General features: G+C 29.9%; 20 protein-coding genes. All 20 read right to left on the bottom strand.

The annotated features are described in order from the left end of the window. Positions 1 to 15 precede the first annotated feature (15 nt). Positions 16 to 1,008, bottom strand: coding sequence for an NAD(P)H-dependent glycerol-3-phosphate dehydrogenase (locus KIB46_RS03470; protein WP_156558798.1), 993 nt, complete (start codon positions 1,006 to 1,008; stop codon positions 16 to 18). Beyond that, entirely contained in the window at positions 1,008 to 2,327 is a 1,320-nt protein-coding gene (der, locus tag KIB46_RS03465; protein ID WP_156558797.1) for a ribosome biogenesis GTPase Der, read from the bottom strand. The genes KIB46_RS03470 and der overlap by 1 nt, the downstream gene beginning before the upstream one ends. After that, the gene (locus KIB46_RS03460) at positions 2,327 to 3,661 is read right to left on the bottom strand and encodes a DUF512 domain-containing protein (protein ID WP_156558796.1); all 1,335 of its coding nucleotides are present in this window, start codon (positions 3,659 to 3,661) and stop codon (positions 2,327 to 2,329) included. The genes der and KIB46_RS03460 overlap by 1 nt, the downstream gene beginning before the upstream one ends. A 351-nt stretch (positions 3,662 to 4,012) precedes the next feature. Continuing rightward, positions 4,013 to 4,675 carry a phosphate signaling complex protein PhoU gene (phoU, locus tag KIB46_RS03455; RefSeq protein WP_156558795.1) on the bottom strand — a complete coding sequence of 221 codons (663 nt, stop codon included), beginning with the start codon at positions 4,673 to 4,675 and terminating at the stop codon, positions 4,013 to 4,015. 15 nt (positions 4,676 to 4,690) lie between these two features. Further along, the gene (pstB, locus tag KIB46_RS03450; RefSeq protein WP_156558794.1) at positions 4,691 to 5,440 is read right to left on the bottom strand and encodes a phosphate ABC transporter ATP-binding protein PstB; all 750 of its coding nucleotides are present in this window, start codon (positions 5,438 to 5,440) and stop codon (positions 4,691 to 4,693) included. Positions 5,441 to 5,449: 9 nt separating this feature from the next. After that, positions 5,450 to 6,331 carry a phosphate ABC transporter permease PstA gene (gene pstA / locus KIB46_RS03445; protein ID WP_156558793.1) on the bottom strand — a complete coding sequence of 294 codons (882 nt, stop codon included), beginning with the start codon at positions 6,329 to 6,331 and terminating at the stop codon, positions 5,450 to 5,452. Continuing rightward, positions 6,331 to 7,221 carry a phosphate ABC transporter permease subunit PstC gene (pstC, locus tag KIB46_RS03440; RefSeq protein WP_291670881.1) on the bottom strand — a complete coding sequence of 297 codons (891 nt, stop codon included), beginning with the start codon at positions 7,219 to 7,221 and terminating at the stop codon, positions 6,331 to 6,333. Before pstC ends, pstA begins: the two co-directional genes overlap by 1 nt. Positions 7,222 to 7,240: 19 nt before the next feature. Continuing rightward, a complete protein-coding gene (locus KIB46_RS03435; RefSeq protein ID WP_156558791.1) occupies positions 7,241 to 8,110 on the bottom strand; it encodes a phosphate ABC transporter substrate-binding protein in 870 nt (289 codons plus the stop codon). A 189-nt stretch (positions 8,111 to 8,299) separates the two neighbouring features. Then, positions 8,300 to 9,976 (bottom strand): HAMP domain-containing sensor histidine kinase, encoded by a 1,677-nt coding sequence (locus KIB46_RS03430; RefSeq protein WP_291670880.1) that lies wholly within the window; start codon positions 9,974 to 9,976, stop codon positions 8,300 to 8,302. Between the two features lies 1 nt (position 9,977). Continuing rightward, the gene (locus KIB46_RS03425; protein ID WP_156558789.1) at positions 9,978 to 10,676 is read right to left on the bottom strand and encodes a response regulator transcription factor; all 699 of its coding nucleotides are present in this window, start codon (positions 10,674 to 10,676) and stop codon (positions 9,978 to 9,980) included. A 12-nt stretch (positions 10,677 to 10,688) separates the two neighbouring features. Further along, positions 10,689 to 11,423, bottom strand: a complete 735-nt coding sequence (pgeF, locus tag KIB46_RS03420; RefSeq protein ID WP_156558788.1) for a peptidoglycan editing factor PgeF — start codon at positions 11,421 to 11,423, stop codon at positions 10,689 to 10,691. Between the two features lie 145 nt (positions 11,424 to 11,568). Continuing rightward, positions 11,569 to 12,021, bottom strand: coding sequence for a transcriptional regulator NrdR (gene nrdR / locus KIB46_RS03415; RefSeq protein ID WP_027097462.1), 453 nt, complete (start codon positions 12,019 to 12,021; stop codon positions 11,569 to 11,571). A 75-nt stretch (positions 12,022 to 12,096) separates the two neighbouring features. Then, positions 12,097 to 12,363: a YlmC/YmxH family sporulation protein gene (locus KIB46_RS03410; RefSeq protein ID WP_156558787.1), complete on the bottom strand. Its 267-nt coding sequence runs from the start codon at positions 12,361 to 12,363 to the stop codon at positions 12,097 to 12,099. Between the two features lie 312 nt (positions 12,364 to 12,675). Next, positions 12,676 to 13,449: an RNA polymerase sporulation sigma factor SigG gene (gene sigG / locus KIB46_RS03405; RefSeq protein WP_049179053.1), complete on the bottom strand. Its 774-nt coding sequence runs from the start codon at positions 13,447 to 13,449 to the stop codon at positions 12,676 to 12,678. A gap of 81 nt (positions 13,450 to 13,530) precedes the next feature. After that, on the bottom strand, positions 13,531 to 14,235 hold the full coding sequence (gene sigE, locus KIB46_RS03400) for an RNA polymerase sporulation sigma factor SigE (protein ID WP_156558786.1): 705 nt from the start codon (positions 14,233 to 14,235) through the stop codon (positions 13,531 to 13,533). An 11-nt stretch (positions 14,236 to 14,246) separates the two neighbouring features. Continuing rightward, on the bottom strand, positions 14,247 to 15,050 hold the full coding sequence (locus KIB46_RS03395; protein ID WP_291670879.1) for a sigma-E processing peptidase SpoIIGA: 804 nt from the start codon (positions 15,048 to 15,050) through the stop codon (positions 14,247 to 14,249). Between the two features lie 366 nt (positions 15,051 to 15,416). Beyond that, on the bottom strand, positions 15,417 to 16,538 hold the full coding sequence (ftsZ, locus tag KIB46_RS03390) for a cell division protein FtsZ (protein ID WP_156558784.1): 1,122 nt from the start codon (positions 16,536 to 16,538) through the stop codon (positions 15,417 to 15,419). Between the two features lie 13 nt (positions 16,539 to 16,551). Further along, positions 16,552 to 17,769 (bottom strand): cell division FtsA domain-containing protein, encoded by a 1,218-nt coding sequence (locus KIB46_RS03385; RefSeq protein WP_291670878.1) that lies wholly within the window; start codon positions 17,767 to 17,769, stop codon positions 16,552 to 16,554. A 294-nt stretch (positions 17,770 to 18,063) separates the two neighbouring features. Beyond that, the gene (locus KIB46_RS03380; protein ID WP_156558782.1) at positions 18,064 to 19,119 is read right to left on the bottom strand and encodes a type IV pilus twitching motility protein PilT; all 1,056 of its coding nucleotides are present in this window, start codon (positions 19,117 to 19,119) and stop codon (positions 18,064 to 18,066) included. Between the two features lie 100 nt (positions 19,120 to 19,219). Further along, complete coding sequence (sigK, locus tag KIB46_RS03375; RefSeq protein WP_027097454.1) at positions 19,220 to 19,918, bottom strand: RNA polymerase sporulation sigma factor SigK; 699 nt, start codon at positions 19,916 to 19,918, stop codon at positions 19,220 to 19,222. Between the last annotated feature and the right edge of the window lie 45 nt (positions 19,919 to 19,963).

Here is a 19,963-nt window from a genome sequence, read left to right as displayed (position 1 = left end):
CGTGGTCTTTATCCTTTACCATCTTTCATTCTTTTTATTACGTTCCATAAGTTCTTTAACGCCTTCTTCTGCACTTTTCCCTTGGAATAGAACTTTATACAAAGAATCTGTAATAGGCATTGAAATATTCATTTTCTCTTTTAATTCATAAAAAGCCTTACAAGCTTTAACTCCTTCTACTACCATTCCAACTTCCTTTAAGGCAGAATCTAGAGTTTCACCTTTTCCTATTAAAATACCTGCTCTTCTATTTCTTGAATGCATAGAAGTACAAGTTACTATTAGATCTCCCATTCCAGTTAGTCCATAGAAGGTATCTTCTTTCCCTCCAAGAGCTACACCTATTCTTGAAATCTCCTTCATACCTCTAGTCATTAAAGCAGCTTTTGTATTATCTCCATATCCTATTCCATCAATTACTCCAGCAGCTAGTGCAATTATATTTTTAACAGCACCACCAATTTCTACGCCAACAATATCATCATTTGTATATACTCTAAAGTAAGATGTCATAAATAAATCTTGAATTTCCTTTGCACAGTCCATATCTTTCGATGTTACAACTAAAGTTGTTGGAATTTGAAGTGCAACTTCTTCCGCGTGGCTAGGTCCTGATAACACAACAACTTTATTAGGTAGCTCTTCATTAATAACCTCTGAAAGTCTTAAATCGGTTCCTTCTTCAATCCCTTTAGCTATTGAAACTATAGGAACATTAACATTAAGCTTTCCTTTTAAACTTCTTGCAACAATTCTAATTATATGGGAAGGAACAGCTAATACTAAATAATCAATTCCTTCTATAGCATCATCTAAGTTATTATAGGCAGTTAAATTTGATGGTATATTTAAATCTTTTATATACCTATCATTTTTTCTGCTGATGTTAATATCATCAACAACACTTTGATCCCTATCATATATAGATACTTCATTTCCTTTGTTTGCCAAAAGGATACCTAAAGCTGTACCAAAGCTTCCGCCTCCTATAAAACCGACTTTACTCATTACTTGTCCTTCCTCTCTCTATATTCTATCTCTATACCTGTTCCCTTAAAATCAAAACTTTCTCTAATTTGGTTTTCTAAATATCTTTCATAAGAGAAATGTCTTGCTTGTAGGTCGTTAACAAAGAATACAAACTTAGGTGGCTTTGTAGCTACTTGAGTAGCGTAATATATCTTTAATCTCTTTAATGCTACTACAGGTGGCTCTTTCATTAATACAGCCTTACTTATAACGTCATTTAATATACCTGTTGATATTCTCTTATTATAATTATCATAACACTTTTTAGCTAATTCTAAAACCTTATGTGTTCTTTGACCTGTTAAAGCTGAAATAAATAAGTATTCTGCATAAGATAAGAACTTAAGATTTTGTTGTAAGTCCTTTTTAAACTTATCCATTGTCTTATCATCTTTTTCTACTAAATCCCACTTATTAACTATAACCATTATAGCTTTTCTCATTTCATGAGCTAAACCAATTATCTTTTCATCTTGTTCTGTAATCCCCTCTGTTGCATCTATCATAAGTATACATACATCAGCTCTTTCTATTGAAGTAAGTGTTCTTACAGCACTATATCTTTCGATTTCTTCTTTTATTTTACTCTTTCTTCTAAGACCAGCTGTATCTATAAGAATAAACTTTCCTAAGTCTGTTTCTAAAGTACTATCTATGGCATCTCTTGTAGTACCTGGAACATTAGATACAATTACTCTCTCTTCTCCTAAAAGCTTATTTATTAAAGAAGATTTACCAACGTTAGGCTTACCTATCATTGCTATTCTAATGAATTCATCTTCCTCTTCTTCATTATCAAATTTATCAAAGTTTTCTACAACTCTATCAAGCATATCTCCAAGACCTAGACCTTGTGATGCTGATATTGTTATAGGGTCTCCTATTCCTAAATTATAGAATTCCCAAGCATTCTCTTCTTCTTTTAATGAATCAACCTTATTAACAACTAAAACAACAGGCTTTTTACTCTTTCTAAGCATGTTTGCAACTTCTTCATCAGCTGCAGTTATTCCTTCTTTACCATCAACGATAAATACTATAACATCTGCTGTTTCTATTGCAATATTTGCCTGTCTTCTCATTTGTTTTACAATGATATCATCTCTTTCTGGCTCAATTCCTCCAGTATCAATCATAGTAAAATTATAGCTTAGCCATTCTGCTTCTGCATATACTCTATCTCTTGTTACCCCCGGTGTATCTTGAACTATTGATATTCTTTTTCCTGCTAATTTATTAAATAATGTAGACTTACCTACATTTGGTCTTCCTACTATAGCAACTATTGGTTTACCCATTATATTTCCTCCTTGTTATATTCGTTTATTAATGATATAAGATCTTCCCCTGTATAATCACAAACAATAACTTTAACATCTAAAGCCTTCTCTATATCATTTATAGTTAAATCATCTAGCATAATACTGTCTTGAGGTGCAAGTTCATATCCACGTCTGAACATATTATCTGCCATAAATAAATAAGGTGTTCTTATCTTTCCTTTTAATTGCTCAATAATATCTCCTCCTGTTAATAATCCATTAACAGTAATAGTATCTCCAAAGAAATTATTTATTATCTTAAATACATCTATGTGTATTTTAGGATTCTTCTTCATTATTTTTTCTGCTGCACTCTTCACTTCATCATAAGCTAAAGTGCCAGTTATCATTGTATAACTTCCCCTTGTATTTAGATCTAATATATCTAAATCACTTTCTATTGCATCTCTAAAACATCTAGTAACTCCAACACCATCTTCTATTTGGGTAAAACCATTATAAAATTCTGCATCTGGAATTTCTTCTCCTGCAACAATGTAAAATTCATCTGAAAGTCTCACAAAGGGCTCGCCAACTTCATTATAAAATTTATTTTGAAGCTCTTTAACCATATCTATTGTATATTTTGAACCTTCTTTTGTAAAAGTATTTACTTTTTCAAGGCCTTCTCTAAATTTTGTAATACCTATAGGAACAACAGCTACATTATTAACCTGAGGATATAATTTATATAAATCCTTAATAGTTTTTTTAAGCTCTTCTCCATCATTAACATCTGGAATACATACTATTTGTGCATGCATTTGTATTCCTTCATCTGATAGCCTTTGCATTCTTTCTAAAACATTTCCTGCAAACCTATTTTTTAGCATCCTTACTCTTAACTCTGGATTAGTTGTATGTACAGAAATATTAATAGGGCTTATTCTATATCTAATAATTCTATCAATATCTTCTTCTTTCATATTTGTTAAGGTTACAAAATTTCCTTGTAAGAAAGATAGTCTTGAATCATCATCTTTAAAGTATAGAGTATCCCTCATTCCTTTTGGCAACTGGTCAATAAAACAGAACATACATTTATTACTACAACTCTTAGCTTTATCCATTATTCCCCCGCCAAATTCAATTCCAAGTTCTTCTCCATATTCTTTTTCTATCTCTATATCCCAAATTTCGCCGTTAGACTTTTCTATTTGTAATACTATCTCTTCATCAGCCGAAAGAAATCTGTAATCTATTATATCATCAATAATATTATCATTTATAGAAATTAACACATCATTAACTTCTATTCCAACTTCTTCTGCGATACTATCAGGAAGTACTTCTTTTATAACATTTTTCATTTTTTCACTCCCTTTTTGTATAAGTTTCTACCTATGCTATATTACCTTATTAATAAATTCAAGTCAATTATATTGCCAACTTAATCCTTTTTTAATTTTAACCAAAATTAATAAATGCATTCTTAAATAACCTTAATGTTTTTGACATAGAAAACTATTTTTAATATAAAAGGTGAATTACCTCTATAGTAACTCACCTTCTTACTCATTATTAAAATTAATAAACCACCTTTAGATAAATCTTTAGGTTCTTGTGCTACTTCCCCTGTATCCTTGGCTTGTTCATTTGATACCTCATCAATCTGATCATTGTATTTAACAAAAAAGACAAATTATTAAAGAATTTGTCTCCTATTCATTCAAGTCTACATATGTTCCTTTTTTTGAAAAAATCGTCCATTCACAAATATTAGTCACATGATCTGCTATTCTTTCTAGGTATTTTGTAACAAATAGTAATTGAGCACTTTTATTTGCTTTGCTATTGTCTAATTTTACACCCTTTAGCAACTCTCCAAATATACTACCATATAGCTCATCTATTTCATCATCCATGGCACAAATTTCATAAGCTTTATCTACATCACCCTCAATATAAGTTTCTATAGATAATCCTATCATTTTTCTTACTTTCTCTTCCATATCCCACAACGGAAGAGCTTCCTCTCTCGTTTCTCCACCATTTCCATTTACTTTTTTAACAATCTTGCATATATCAACTGCATGGTCAGCCATTCTTTCAAGGTCTGTTACTATTTTAGATGCAGTAAAGACATTTCTTAAGTCTTTAGCTAATGGTTGTTCCGTAGCTATAAATTTTATACATTCTTCTTCTATTAACTTCTGTAAGTTATCAACCTTATCATCATCTTTTATTATTTCTTCAGCTGACTTAACATCAGCGTTTCTTAAAGCTAACATACTTAAATAAATTTGTTTTTCCACCAAACTTGACATAAGTGTTAATTGCCTATTTATTTCATTAATCCTTGCTTTTTGTGAAGTTCTAGTCATAATACACCTCCTATTTTAACCGAATCTACCTGTTATATAATCCTCTGTTCTCTTATCCTTTGGTTTATAGAAAATATCCTCCGTTTTACCAAACTCAATTACTTCACCATTTAAGAAAAATGCTGTTTTGTCTGCAATTCTTCCTGCCTGTTGCATATTATGAGTAACGATAATAACAGTATATTTTTTCTTTAGTTCATCCATTAATTCCTCTACTTTACTAGTAGAAATAGGATCTAAAGCTGACGTAGGTTCATCCATCAATATAACTTCAGGAGATACAGCAAGAGTTCTTGCTATACATAATCTTTGCTGTTGCCCACCAGATAATCCTAAAGCACTCTTTTTTAATCTGTCTTTTGTTTCATCCCAAAGAGCTGCTCCCTTTAAGCTTCTTTCCACTATTTCATCTAATGTCTTCTTATCCTTTATACCGTGTATTTTAGGACCATATGCAATATTATCATAAATTGACATAGGAAAAGGATTAGCCTTTTGGAACACCATTCCCACCCTTTTTCTTAATGCAATTTCATCATAATCATCATATATATTTTTACCTTCAAATAAAACTTCTCCAGTTACTTTAACTCCTTCAATCAAGTCATTCATTCTATTTAATGTTCGTAAGAATGTTGACTTACCACATCCTGAAGGCCCAATTAATGCTGTAACCTCATTTTGATTTATATTCATATTTATATTTTTTAAAGCTTTATTAGTTCCATAATATAAATCTAAGTTTTTAGTTTCTATAATCGACATAATTTCCTCCTACTTTCCACCATAAGCCTTTAGTAATCTGTTTCCTACAACTCTTGCTAATATATTAAATAACAATACTGCTATTATTAGTACAGCTGCTGTTCCATTAGCAATTGCTGCTGCATCTGGAACTATAGCTTCGGAATTTAACTTCCATATATGAACTGCTAGGGTTTCAGCTGGTCTAAATAATGAGAATGCTGACTTCCCAGTTAAGCTAATTGTATTAAAGTTTAATCTTCCAGAACTTAATCCTGCTGTATAAAGGAAGGCTGCTGCTTCACCAAATATTCTACCTGCTGATAAGATAATCCCTGTTAATATTTCTCCCATAGCTATTGGAAGTGTTATCTTAACAATAGTTTGCCACTTACTAGCTCCTAAACCTAATGAAGCTTCCTTAACTCCCTTACTAGCAGTTTTTATAGCATTTTCTGAAATTCTTGTCATAGAAGGAATATTTAAAATGCTTACTGATAATGCACCAGCAATTATAGAATATCCCCATCCAGCAAAGTTAACAAAAACTAATAATCCAAACATACCTATTACTATTGATGGTAATGAAGACATAGTTTCAAGTGATAACCTTATAAATCTTACCAAAGGTCCTTCCTTAGCATATTCAGCTAAATATATTCCAGCTCCTATTCCTATTGGAACAGTTATTATTAATGATATTAAAAGCATATAGAATGAGTTAAATAACTGAGCTCCTATTCCTCCTCCTGGAGATGTTGTCTTAGATGCTCCAAACAAGAAACTAGGTTTTAACATTCCTAACCCTTGATATAAAATATATGCTATGAATGATCCTAAAAGAAATACAACAAAAAAGCTAACTATATATATAATTATGGTAGAAATCTTATCTACTTTCTTTGCATTCACTATACTTCACTCCTCTTTTCAATCTTTCTAATTGCAAGTATAAATAAGAAAGATATCACAAGTAATATTAACGCTAGGCTCCACAATGCATCATTCCAAGCTGTACCACCTACTGTATTTGCCATATCCATAGTTAAAATACTTGTAAGTGTAGATGATGAAGATAATAGTCCATCAGGAATCTTTACTGCGTTACCTATTACCATTTGTACTGCTAATGCCTCACCAAAAGCTCTTGCTATTCCTAAAACTACTCCTGTTAAAATACCACTTTTAGCTCCTGGAATAATAACATTTTTTATAGTTTGCCATCTTGTTGCCCCTAATCCATAAGAAGCTTCAATATGCTCTCTTGGTATGCTCTTAATAGCATCAATAGATAATGTTGCTATAGTTGGTAATATCATTAAGGATAATACTAATATACCTGCAAGTAATGAAAATCCCATTCCACCTATATGATTTTTTATAAAAGGCACTAATACAGATATACCTACCCACCCGTAAACAACAGATGGTATACCAACCAGTATTTCTAATGATGGCTTTATAAGTTTATTACCTAATCCTTTAGATATTACATTAACAAAAACTGCTAATGTAATAGCAATGGGTGCACTAATTATTACTGCACCCATTGATACAAAGGTTGATCCTAATATGAAAGCCAAAGCTCCAAAAGAGGCTGGTGTTTCACTTGGGTTCCAATTATTTGTAAACAGAAATTCTATTATTCCATAGTTTCCCTTAGTAAATGTTTGAATTCCTTTTTGACCAATGAATATTATTATTGATAATGTAACTGCTATTATTAACATTCCACATATTGTTGCAAATATTTTTCCTATATATTCATTAAATAGCCTCTCTTTAAAACTTCGTTTTTCCATACCTATCATTCCTTAACTATTATTCTACTTTCATTTCACTTCCTGAAATAAATCCTGTATCTTCTACTACTTTTTTATTATCTTCACTCATAATATAATCAATAAACTTCTTAGCTTCTGCTGTTGGTTCTCCCTTAGTGTACATGTGACCCCAAGACCAGAATGGATATTTACCAGTAGTTATATTTTCCTTACTAGCTTCAACACCATCTATAGCTACTTTAACCATTGACTTAGCTTCATCTGAATTTAAGTAAGAAAGTGCCAAATAACTAACTGCTCCATCATTTTGAGCCATTGCCTTTGCTACTGCTCCACTTGAATCTTGAACTGATCCTAATGAATCATTTTCTAGGTTCTTGTCTCCCCCTAAAACAGTTTTAACAAATGTTGCTCTAGTACCAGAAGATGATGGTCTATGAACTAAGAATATTTCTTTATCAGCTCCTCCAACTTCCTTCCAATTCTTAACTTTTCCTGAGAAAATATCTTGAATTTGTTGCTTTGTTAACTCTTTAACCCCAGCAGCTTCATTAACTACAACTGCAAATCCTTGAGCTACTACTTTATGATCAACTAACTCTTTTGCTTTATCTTCTTCTAACTTTTCATTTGCAAAAATATCTGAATTCCCAATATCTACGCTTCCATCTAATACTTGTGTTAAACCAGCACCAGATCCACCAGCTTGTGCATTAATTTCATAACCTGAATTCTTTTCTATAAAACCATCAATAGATGCTTCAACTAATGGAAGTAACGCTGATGAACCACTTAGTGTTACTGTTCCACCTTCTTCTCCTTCACTAGAGCCACAACCTACGAAAGCGCCTCCAATCATTGTTATAAGTAATGCCCCAACTATTAATTTCAAACTTTTCTTTTTCATTTTTATCTCCTCCAAAATTCTTAATGAAGATTTTCTTTACACTTATATTTTAGTTTCTTTAAGTTAAGACTTTATTATACAAATGTTAAGTATCTTTATAGCTATGTTAAATAGATTTTACAAACCGTTAATTATCCCTAAACATATATAAAAAGAGCTGAGCACTAAATAATTAGCGCACAGCTCTTTTTATATATGTTTTATTTGTACTATAAATTTACTTCCTACACCTAATACACTTTCAACCTTAATATTTCCATTAAAAGTTTTAACAATATGTTTTACTATGGCTAAACCTAAACCAGTACCTCCACTTTTTCTTGCCTTATCAACTCTATAAAACCTTTCAAATATTCTTGGTATATCTTCTTTGGGAATACCTATACCATTATCTTCTACAATTAAATTATAATTATCTCCCTTAGTAAAACTTGAGATCTTAACTGTTGAACCTTCATTAGAATACTTAATACTGTTTTCAACTATGTTAAGTACTAGTTGTAAAAACCTATCCTTATCTCCAAAAAGCAGGTCGTAATTTCTTTCGTCTAGTTCTATTGTAATATTTTTATTATCTGCTAAAACTCTTACCATATTTATAACATCATCTATTACTTTATTAGGTAAAAACTCATCTTCCTCACCTGAAATATCACTTTCAATCTTAGATAATATTAAAATGTCATTTATTAATCTTCCAAGCCTATCAGCTTCTTTTTCAATAATATCTAAAAACTTCTTACGTGTTTCTTCATCTTCAACATATTTTAATGTCTCTGTAAATCCTTTAATTGAAGTTAATGGTGTTTTAAGTTCATGAGATACATTGGCAACAAATTGACTTCTCATATTTTCTAGACGTTTTATATCTGATATATCTTGCACTGCAATTACTTTACCAATTCTATCAATACCATCTATTATTGAGGCTTTTTTTATTCTAAGCTCCCTCTCAACTGGATGAAGTATTTTTACTTCTTTCTCACTATCATCTTCTTCATTCAAAAAGGTATTTATATCGTAATCTTTAATATATTTTGATATCTTTTCCCCACTTATATCTCTTCTTATACCAAATACTCTTTTAGCATATGGGTTAATAGTAATTACTGTATCATCTCCATCAACAGCAATTACCCCACTTTCCATACTTCTTAAAATTAATTCTAATCTATTTTGTTTATCAACTACTTCTCTAATTTTCGCTTGTAATTGATCAGCCATATTATTAAATGTTTTTCCTAAAGAACCTATCTCATCATTTGAAAGAGATTTTACCCTAATATTAAGATCACCACCAGCTATACGTGATGTTACATTCTCTAAATTCTTTAAAGGCTCAATAATAGTTCTTACAAGCTTCATTGATAATGAAATAGAAAATACCATTACTATAGTTACAATACCAATACATACTTTAAGGTTAGTTGGCTCAAAAATATCTATTGTTTCAAAAGGTAAAGACACTCGAAGAATTGTACCATCCTCTAACTTTTCTGCGTAATATACAGTTTTTTTACCTGTTGTATCACTTATTCTAGTAGAATATCCTTCCCCATACTTGTTAGCTTTTATTACTTCATCTCTATCTTTATGACTATTTAAGTCTTTCTCTATACTATCATAAACAACATTTCCATTCTTATCTATCACTGTGCATCTAACAAGTGTATTATTTATTCTGTATCCCGATATAATATCATCATAATCACCATTTATATTAACAATATAATTAGTAAAATCCTTTAAACTCTTTTTAGTACTGTTTAGATCCTGGTAATTATATAGGACAATAAATGATGAAGATGCTATAATAAGTGCAAATAAAACAGTTATAATTACAGATGTTAATATCTTTTTTCTCATCTTACTCCACAGGATTAAATCTGTATCCCACTCCTCTTATAGTTTCTATAAACTTAGGATTTTTATCATCATCTTCAATCTTTTTCCTTAAATATCTTATATGTACATCTACTGTTCTAGTTTCTCCAATATATTCATATCCCCATACCTTATCAAGTAGAGTCTCTCTTCTAAGAATTTTCCCCTTATTCTTAATTAAAATCTCTAACAGTTCAAATTCCTTTAGAGTTAATTCAACTTTCTCATTATTAATTAATACTTCATGTCTTTCAAAATCTACTTTTAACCTTCCAAGTTCATAGATTTCTTCAGATATCTCATCTGAATTAGACCTTCTTAATACAGCTTTAACCCTTGCTAATAACTCTCTTATTGAAAATGGTTTTGTAATATAGTCATCTGCTCCAAGTTCTAAGCCTAATATTTTATCAAGTTCTTCACTTTTTGCAGTCAACATTATTATTGAGGTTTTTGATGTTTCTTTATTCCTCTTAATCTCCTTACATACATCTAGCCCGTCCATTCCAGGCAACATAAGATCTAATAAAAGCAAATCCGGTTTATGTTCTTTTACCTTTTTTAATGCATCTAACCCATTGTTAGCTGTAATAACTTTATAACCTGCATTTATCAAATTAAACTGTAATAACTCTACAATATGCTCCTCATCATCTACAATCAGAACTTTTTCATCAGCCATTTTTTATCCCCCTTATTTTAAAATAACAAAAGAAAATAATCTTCCATAATTTCCATTTGATTTTCTATATGAATGTAACCTTATATCTTCATTACAATAAGTACATAAATTTAATGTATATATATTTTCCTCTAAAACACCAATTTCTCTTATATCCTTTAATATACACTCCTCTAGAGATAGTCTTCTTCCATCAAATAAAACCTCTTCTGGTATTCTTGTCTCTTCTAAAAAAGTTTCTTTTAACTCTTGAGATACCTCATAACAACATTTTCTTATGTGAGGTCCAATATACACCTTCACATCTTTATATTCAGTGTTAAACTCTCTATTCATTAATTCAATAGTTTTCTTAGTAATAGAATTTATTGTTCCTCTCCAACCACTATGTATAGCTGCCACAACTCCCTTAACATCATCCACTATAATAACTGGTACACAATCTGCCGTAAATACCCCTATAGCTGTATTAGTTTTAGATGTTATTATTGCATCTCCTTCTTTTTCAATAAATTCTTTAATATCATCATTTGATAAAACATGTATAGTAGATGAATGTACTTGTCTAATATATGCAACTTCCTCTACTTCAAATTCTTCTATAATGGCATTTAGGGTTTTTACTCCATCTTCAGTATGCCTATTGAAATTCTTTCCTGTTTCTGCAGTTGAAAAAACTATCTTTGCCTTATCACTCTCAAATTCAATATATCCTTCTCTATTTACTGTAATATCTAAATACTCCATACTTCCTCCAAACTTATATATATTTTAACATCCTAACTATATTTTATCTATTTTTGTTAAATAATTTAACCTATCTTTAACGAAATTCATTAGAAATTAAAAAGAATTGAAAGTCCCCTTCCAATTCTATACATATATACAAAACTTATTTAGTCATAAGATTTTTTATTTCCTCTAAAAATGTATTTATATCTTTAAATTGTCTATAAACAGATGCAAATCGTACATAAGAAACTTCATCAATATCCTTAAGTCTATCCATAATCATTTCTCCAATATACTCACTAGCTACTTCAGTTAACATTCTATTAGATATATTCTTTTCAATATCATCTGCTATATCTTCAATTTGCTTTCTTGAAACTGGTCTCTTTTGACAAGCAGTTATTAACCCATTTATAATTTTTTCTTTATTAAAATTCTCTCTAGTAGAATCCTTTTTTATAACTAAAATAGGAATGTCCTCTATCTTTTCATAAGTTGTGTATCTTTTATTACATTTCAAACATTCTCTACGTCTTCTTATAGCCGTATGATCCTCAGTAGATCTAGAATCAACCACCTTGCTTTCTTCATATGCACAAAAAGGACATTTCATATTTATTCACCTTCCAAGCTAATCTTTACTTTATCTTAAGGTAATTATACATATTTTTATATATTTTTGCTAGTATTAATCAAAAATATTCTCATTATTGCTACAATCAATATTAACTAATATAACGTCTATTCCAACCTTAACTATATCACTCCAAAGAACTTCTACATCTTCAGTCTTTGAAAACCATCCTTTAGTCTCTCCTGGAAGTAAAATTGATAATATTTTGTGTTCATCACTGTCTATTTTTATGTCTTTAATAAATCCAACCCTACTACCTGTATTTATGTCAATTACCTCCATAGACCTCATAGCATTTATAGAATGTAAATTTTCCTCCATAAATATCACTCCCTCCATTACATAATTATATGTGCTAAATGTTTTAATATAACAAATTCTCATCCAATTTAGAATAAAAAGATTGATTGGATATTTATTTTGTTTGTTCCTTCGCTGCACTCCAAGTCACATCAAAACAAATATCCACCTCACTCTACTAAAGGTAAAGAAATTATAAAATTATTATCCTTCATTTTATATTTTTTTAATATGAAAATTGTAATAATCCCTTTTATTTATAGCTAATTAAAGTTTTATACTTTTCTTGATAGTAAAAAATAAGATGCAAACTTAAATTTGCATCTTATTAGTTCATACATGTTTTCTCATGTGTTTTAATGCTGTTTTTTCCAAACGAGATACTTGTGCTTGTGATATTCCAATTTCATCTGCAACTTCCATCTGAGTTCTCCCATTAAAAAACCTTAGGTTTAATATTAATTTTTCTCTATCACTTAACTTTTTCATGGCCTCTTTAATTGATATATTCTCTAGCCAATTCTCATCAGTATTTTTATTGTCACTGACTTGATCCATTACATATATTGCATCTCCACCATCATGGTATATAGGCTCATATAATGAAACTGGATCTTGTATTGCATCTAAGGCAAATACCACTTCTTCTCTTGGTATATTTAATTCCTTAGATATTTGAGAAATTGTTGGCTCCTTATTATTTTCTTTTATTAGTTTATCCCTAACAACTAAAGCCTTATAAGCTATATCTCTTAAAGACCTACTAACTCGTATAGGATTATTATCTCTAAGATATCTTCTAATTTCACCTATTATCATAGGTACTGCATATGTAGAAAACTTTACATTTTGGCTCAAATCAAAGTTATCTATTGCTTTCATTAATCCTATACATCCTACTTGAAATAAATCATCTACATTTTCTCCTCTATTATTAAACCTTTGTATAACGCTTAAAACTAATCTTAAATTTCCTTTTATAAAAGATTCCCTAGCAGAATTATCTCCTTGTTGCATCTTTAAAAGTAGTTCTCTCTTTTCCTTTTCTTTAAGTACTGGAAGTTTTGAAGTATTTACGCCGCATATTTCCACCTTGTTTATTATCAATGTCATCAATCCCTTCAGAGGTAATAACGTTCTGCATTAAACATTATCTCCGCTAGATGATACTTTTATACTAAAGACAAACTATATCATTCTACTAATTTCTTTTTTTAATCTATTTATAATTTTCTTTTCAAGCCTTGATATATATGATTGTGATATGCCAAGTAAGTCTGCCACTTCCTTCTGAGTTTTTTCTCTCTTTCCATTTAACCCAAACCTAAGTTGAACAATTTCTTTTTCTCTATCATTTAAATTCTTTAAAGCCATAAATAACAATTGCTTATCAACTTCGTCTTCAATCAAATTATAAACAATATCATTTTCTGTTCCTAAAATATCTGACAATAACAGTTCATTGCCATCCCAGTCTATATTTAATGGTTCATAAAAAGATATTTCAGCCTTTACCTTACTGTTTCTTCTTAAATACATAAGTATTTCATTTTCTATGCATCTAGATGCATAAGTTGCTAATTTTATTTTTTTCTCAGGATTAAATGTATTTACAGCTTTTATTAACCCTATTGTTCCAACTGATATTAAATCTTCTATATAAACTCCAGTATTTTCAAACTTTCTTGCTATATAAACTACTAATCTCAGGTTTCTTTCGATCAAAGTACTTCTAATGCTTTCTTCCCCATTTAATAATTTACCTACTAACTCTTCTTCTTCCTCCTTTGTAAGCGGTGGTGGCAATGCATCATTTCCTCCTACATAATGTAACTTTTTAGATAGAAATTTAAACTTTTGTACAATTCTGTTTAACAATACATCTAACTTCATATTATCCTCCTCTAAATAACTCCACGTGACAATAGAGCGTTGAATTCATTTTCTTTATTTAGTACTTCTTTGCATGGACAAATAATAGCTGAGATTTCCCTCTCTTCATCATCACTCTTTTTTAAAATAACCTTGTCCACCTTAAAACCTTTCATTTTTCCTCTATATCCAATACCGTTATATTGAATATAGTATGTGTTACTGTCAGTTTCTTGGAAATAATTGATATATTTCTCCTCAACAATAATACATGGTAAATTTGTTATAGACTCTCTTAGTTCATTTCCCGTGTCTAAGAACCCTCTTACTACATACCGTACTCCTCTAATATACAGCTCCACTTCATAAATAAAATTAGTGATTAACGCTCTTTCTCTTAAGTAACTTAAGACCCTGTCCGAAATTATATATACTAGCATAATGGATATAAGTAAGTACTGCATTGAAGCATTACTAATTACATAACTATGTTCAAAAGAATACTTATTTTCCCAAGTAGAAAATCCAAAGCTTATACCACTTAATAGAAAAGCTATTAATATATATATTCCTGTTGCTTTCAATTCCACTTTAAAATTATTACTTTCCCAAAGTATTCTTATCATTATCCACGCTACTAATATTTGAAAGGGAAATAAAGAAAAAATCTTTAATTCTGGAAATACAGAAACAACTGTATATACCGCACCTAAAGAAGATGCTAATATCAAGCTTTTATTATCATACTTTATATGCATCAGCTTAGCAGTTATAAGTAATATAAACATATCGATTACAAAGTTTTCTATCAATACTATGTCTAAATATATCTCCATATCTCCATCCCCTCTCGTTAAGATTATTATAGACCTAACTCAAATAAAATTTTGTCAGTTTTACTTAGTGTAAACAGTTTTTTTAACTGTTCTTTTTTACATTAATGCACAAAATAATTTTAATATGAGTAAGTTTTATTTATTTCCTTCTTTTTTTCATACTTTTGCAAATCATCTTATAATCCCATCTTTAGTAATATGATTATTTTATCTTTAAATATACAATATACTAATTTCAAGGCCTACAGCCTTTATTGCTAATAAAGCTTATAAAATTTAAACCAAATAGAATTTTGCCACAAAAAGAAAAGTCATGCAGAATAAAAATTCGCATGACTTCAAAATCAATTTCATAAAAATAATATATTAACTTTTTCTAGCTCTTCTTAAGAAAACTGGAATATCTAAATCATCACCATCATCTTCTCTAGTAGATTGAATTTCTGTTTTCTTTTCTTCTTCTGTAGTTGCTACTTCTTCTCTAGCAGTTTCTTGCTTCTTAGTTTCCTTAACAGGTTGAGTTGTACTAATTCCTTCCGCTTCAAATCCAGTAGCTATTACAGTTATTCTTATTTCATCATTTAAAGTTTCATCAATAACAGCACCAAATATAATATTAGCATCAATATCTGCAGATTCTCTAACAACATCAGCAGCTTCATAAACTTCTAAAGCACCTAGGTCAGCACCACCTGTAAAGTTTAAAATAACTCCAGTAGCTCCATCTATAGATGTTTCTAATAATGGAGATGCAATAGCTTGTTTTACAGCATCAGATGCTCTATTATCACCTTTACCATAACCAACTCCCATATGTGCTAAGCCTTTATTAAGCATTACAGCTTTTATGTCTGCAAAGTCAGCATTAACTACACCTGGTATAGTAATTAAGTCAGATATAGCTTGTACACCTTGTCTTAATACATCATCAGCTAACTTGAAAGAGTCAAGAAGTGTAGTCTTTTTATCAGCCATTCTTAATAATCTTTCATTTGGTATAATTACTAATGTATCAACCTTTTCTTTTAATCTTGCAATTCCCATTTCGGCATGCATCATTCTTCTTTTTCCTTCAAAAGGGAAAGGCTTAGTAACAACACCAACTGTTAAAATATCCATTGACTTGGCAATTTCTGCTACTACTGGTGCTGCACCTGTTCCAGTTCCACCACCCATACCAGCAGTTATAAATACCATATTAGCGCCTTTAATTGCAGCTGTTATTTCTTCTCTACTTTCTTCAGCTGCCTTCTGTCCAATTTCTGGATTCGCTCCAGCTCCTAGACCTTTAGTTAACTTTTCACCTACTTGAATCTTTTGATTTGCGTGAGATAACATTAATGCTTGCTTATCTGTATTTATCGCAATAAACTCTACGTTTTTTAAACCTTCAACTATCATTCTATTAACGGCGTTACTTCCTCCGCCACCACAACCTATTACCTTTATATTGGTTAATTCTTGCATATCTACTTCAAAATCTAACAAAATAATACCTCCTTTAGAAAATTTCATCTAGGAAGCTTCTAAACTTCCCCATTATTCCTAGATTGTTTTTGTCAACATAAAATTCATCTTCTTCAATTTCTTCCTTTATAGGACAATCATAAAGTAACTTTAATCTATCATATACTTCTTTAATTATAGATAAAGATGATATATTTGAAAAATCCTCCATACCTAAACAGTGGCTGTTAATAAGTTTAACTTTTTTATCCATCTGCTCTTTAATTACATCAAATACATTTTCGTAAAAGGATATACCATCTCCATACATGATTATACTACAAATTCCCTCAAAAAAGGAAGTCTTTTTTAACTCTAAGTTAATATACTCCACTATTTCTTCTATTCTTGCTCTTGTAACTTCATAAAATAATTTAGTAGAAACTACAGCTGTACCAACATTAACCTCTTCTTCTTGAAGAAGTCTTTCATATGTAGAACTATATATTTTCTTTATATTTTCTGCTTCTGATAATGTAAAGTTTCCACAAATAGATAAATCCCTAGTAATATTTTCTCCGCCTAATGGTACAGATGATGTATGTTTTAGAATAGCATTATTAAATATTGCAATATCAGATGTTCCTGCTCCTATATCTATAAGAGCTTTCATTCCTAATGAGTTTTTCTCGCTTAAAAATACCTTTCTACCACTTAATATATTTGGTACAAAACCTTCTAACACTAATCCACAATTATTTATAACCCTTTTGTATTTTTCAAGTTCATCAGAACTCCCAATTAATATAGAAAGATTAATACTTAATATATTAGCTCTCCATCCTACAATGTTTTCATTGAATATATTACCATCTATATTAAAAAAGTTAACTATTGTATCTACTATCTCTTCACCATCACCTAAAATAACATTTCTCTTACCTTTTTCTATAGCTCTTTTTAAGTCAGCTCCTCTTACTTTACCTTCACGCAAATTTACACTGCTAGTTACTTCTGATAGTCGAATATTTCTTGATGAAATACCAACATAAACATTACGTAACTTTTTTAATGTCTTCTGTTCTACTTCTTCAATTAATCCCATTAAACTTTGACAGCATTTTTCTTCATCTATAATAGTTCCTTTATTTATTCCATCTGAACTTTTAAAGTATGATCCAAGAATTTCTATATCATCATTATTTTCTCTTCCTAAAGAAATAGAAATCTTTTTACTTCCAAAGTCTATAGCTGTCAATGTTAATTCATTCATCTTTTCCTTGTCCCTCCCTTGTAGCAACTTACATTATTCTTATTCAACAAAAGATCTTTATTTCCTTTCTATTTTAATTTAATTATAAAATTTTATTTTTAAAAAATAAATTTGTTTTAATTTAGTATAAAAGTAATTAATTATAACCTAGTTTCTTATGCTTTTATTTATTCTCCTTTATACAAAAAATATAGTTTTATACAAATAAAAAAGTGGCTCTCTACGCTTTAGCGAAAAAGTCACTTTTTAGCCCTACCACATTTTAGTGTTCTGTGGTAATCCTATAATTGGGGTTTATAACATCATAATTCTTTTTATAGTTTCTCTATCAACTGAATATGTTAGAGCAGTTTCTTTAGATATAATTCCCTTTTTATACAACTCAGCTAAAGCCATATCCATTGTCTTCATTCCATACTTAGTTCCCGTTTGTATAGATGATTCAATTTGATGTGTTTTTCCTTCTCTAATTAGATTTTGTATACCAGGTGTTATTGTCATAATTTCAAGAGCTGCAACCCTGCCTAAACCATCTGCTGTTTGTACTAATTGTTGAGATATAATTCCTTGTAAAACAGCTGATAATTGAATTCTAATTTGTTGTTGTTGATGTGGTGGAAATACGTCAATTATTCTATCTATAGTTTTAGCAGCACCAATTGTATGTAATGTTGAAAATACTAGATGACCTGTTTCAGCTGCTGTAATAGCGATAGAAATAGTTTCAAGGTCTCTCATTTCTCCTACTAGAATAACATCTGGATCTTCTCTAAGTACCGCTCTTAATGCATTTTGATAACTTCTACTATCTTTTCCAATTTCCCTTTGGTTTATTATACACTTATTGTGCTTATGAAGATATTCTATAGGATCTTCTAATGTAACTATATGTGCCTGTCTTGTAGAATTTATTTCATTAATCATAGCTGCAAGTGATGTAGATTTACCACTACCTGTTGGACCAGTTACAAGAACTAACCCTCTTTGTTTTTCAACCAAATCTTTTAGTATTCTTGGATGTTTAAGTTCATCAAGAGTTGGAACCTTTAATGTAATTACTCTAAGTGCAATAGCATCACTATTCCTTTGCTTAAACACATTAACTCTGAATCTACCTACACCTTTTACAGAATATGATGTATCTGCTTCACCTATTTGATTATATCTTTCAAATCTTTCCCCTAGTATTTCTTTTGCAAATTCTTTTATATCTTCTGGCATAAGCTTATTAGGACCTATTGGAATAAGCTTACCATTTACTCTTACTGTTGGCTGTATTCCAACTGTTAGGTGTAAATCAGAAGCTTTTAGTTCAATAGTTCTAATAAGCAAATCATTCAAAATATACATGTATACCCCCACCTTTTTCAGTTAATTTTTGCTATTTATATAATATTCTATATAAATAGCTAAATTCCTTCAAAAATAAAGGAATTTAGCTTTCAAGTAATTATATCTTTGTATATAAAGCTTTTTGTAACTTTTTCAAAGCTTTTTTTTCAATACGCGATACATATGACCTAGAAATATTAAGGTTTACTGCTATCTCTCTTTGTGTCTTACACTTTCCATCTTCTAACCCATACCTCATAATTAAAATATCACATTCTCTTTTAGTTAACACTTCATACATTTTATTGTATAAAGATTTTATCTGAAGATTGCTTTCCACCTTTTCAATTACAGAATCTTTTTCACTACTTAAAACATCAATAAGGCAAATTTCATTACCTTCTTTGTCCACTCCTATTGGATCCTGCAAATAAACCTCACTCTTCTGTTTCTTATTATTTCTAAATAACATTAGTATTTCATTTTCTATACATCTAGAAGCATAAGTAGCAAGTCTAGTACCTTTTGATGAATCGAAGGAATCTATCGCTTTTATAAGTCCTACTGTACCAATAGAAATTAATTCATCTACATCTTTATTAGGAAAAGAATATTTCTTTACAATATGAGCAACTAGTCGGAGATTCCTTTCAATTAAGATACTTTTTGCTTTTTTATCTCCCTCTTTTAGTTTATTTAAGTATAATTCTTCATCTTTTTCATCAAGTGGTAAAGGAAATGTGTTATTCCCAGTAATATACCCAGTTAAGAATAGGGAGTTAGTTATAAGATTTAAAAAATTTGATAATATAAACACCTTACTCCTCCTAGTAATGCTTATTACTATAATATTCACTTGAAA

The sequence above is a fragment of the Clostridium sp. genome, from assembly GCF_018372875.1.
Classification (GTDB): domain Bacteria; phylum Bacillota; class Clostridia; order Clostridiales; family Clostridiaceae; genus Clostridium.
The sequence above is the reverse complement of the archived record's forward strand: the minus strand, read 5'-3'. Positions and strand labels throughout refer to the sequence as shown.

Bases quoted from the DNA above. Each gene is read 5' to 3' on its own strand.
- KIB46_RS03470 (WP_156558798.1), bottom strand. From the start codon at position 1,008: ATGAGTAAAGTCGGTTTTATAGGAGGCGGAAGCTTTGGTACAGCTTTA.
- der (WP_156558797.1), bottom strand. From the start codon at position 2,327: ATGGGTAAACCAATAGTTGCTATAGTAGGAAGACCAAATGTAGGTAAG.
- KIB46_RS03460 (WP_156558796.1), bottom strand. From the start codon at position 3,661: ATGAAAAATGTTATAAAAGAAGTACTTCCTGATAGTATCGCAGAAGAA.
- phoU (WP_156558795.1), bottom strand. From the start codon at position 4,675: ATGACTAGAACTTCACAAAAAGCAAGGATTAATGAAATAAATAGGCAA.
- pstB (WP_156558794.1), bottom strand. From the start codon at position 5,440: ATGTCGATTATAGAAACTAAAAACTTAGATTTATATTATGGAACTAAT.
- pstC (WP_291670881.1), bottom strand. From the start codon at position 7,221: ATGGAAAAACGAAGTTTTAAAGAGAGGCTATTTAATGAATATATAGGA.
- KIB46_RS03435 (WP_156558791.1), bottom strand. From the start codon at position 8,110: ATGAAAAAGAAAAGTTTGAAATTAATAGTTGGGGCATTACTTATAACA.
- KIB46_RS03430 (WP_291670880.1), bottom strand. From the start codon at position 9,976: ATGAGAAAAAAGATATTAACATCTGTAATTATAACTGTTTTATTTGCA.
- KIB46_RS03425 (WP_156558789.1), bottom strand. From the start codon at position 10,676: ATGGCTGATGAAAAAGTTCTGATTGTAGATGATGAGGAGCATATTGTA.
- pgeF (WP_156558788.1), bottom strand. From the start codon at position 11,423: ATGGAGTATTTAGATATTACAGTAAATAGAGAAGGATATATTGAATTT.
- nrdR (WP_027097462.1), bottom strand. From the start codon at position 12,021: ATGAAATGTCCTTTTTGTGCATATGAAGAAAGCAAGGTGGTTGATTCT.
- KIB46_RS03410 (WP_156558787.1), bottom strand. From the start codon at position 12,363: ATGGAGGAAAATTTACATTCTATAAATGCTATGAGGTCTATGGAGGTA.
- sigE (WP_156558786.1), bottom strand. From the start codon at position 14,235: ATGAAGTTAGATGTATTGTTAAACAGAATTGTACAAAAGTTTAAATTT.
- KIB46_RS03395 (WP_291670879.1), bottom strand. From the start codon at position 15,050: ATGGAGATATATTTAGACATAGTATTGATAGAAAACTTTGTAATCGAT.
- KIB46_RS03385 (WP_291670878.1), bottom strand. From the start codon at position 17,769: ATGAATGAATTAACATTGACAGCTATAGACTTTGGAAGTAAAAAGATT.
- KIB46_RS03380 (WP_156558782.1), bottom strand. From the start codon at position 19,119: ATGTATATTTTGAATGATTTGCTTATTAGAACTATTGAACTAAAAGCT.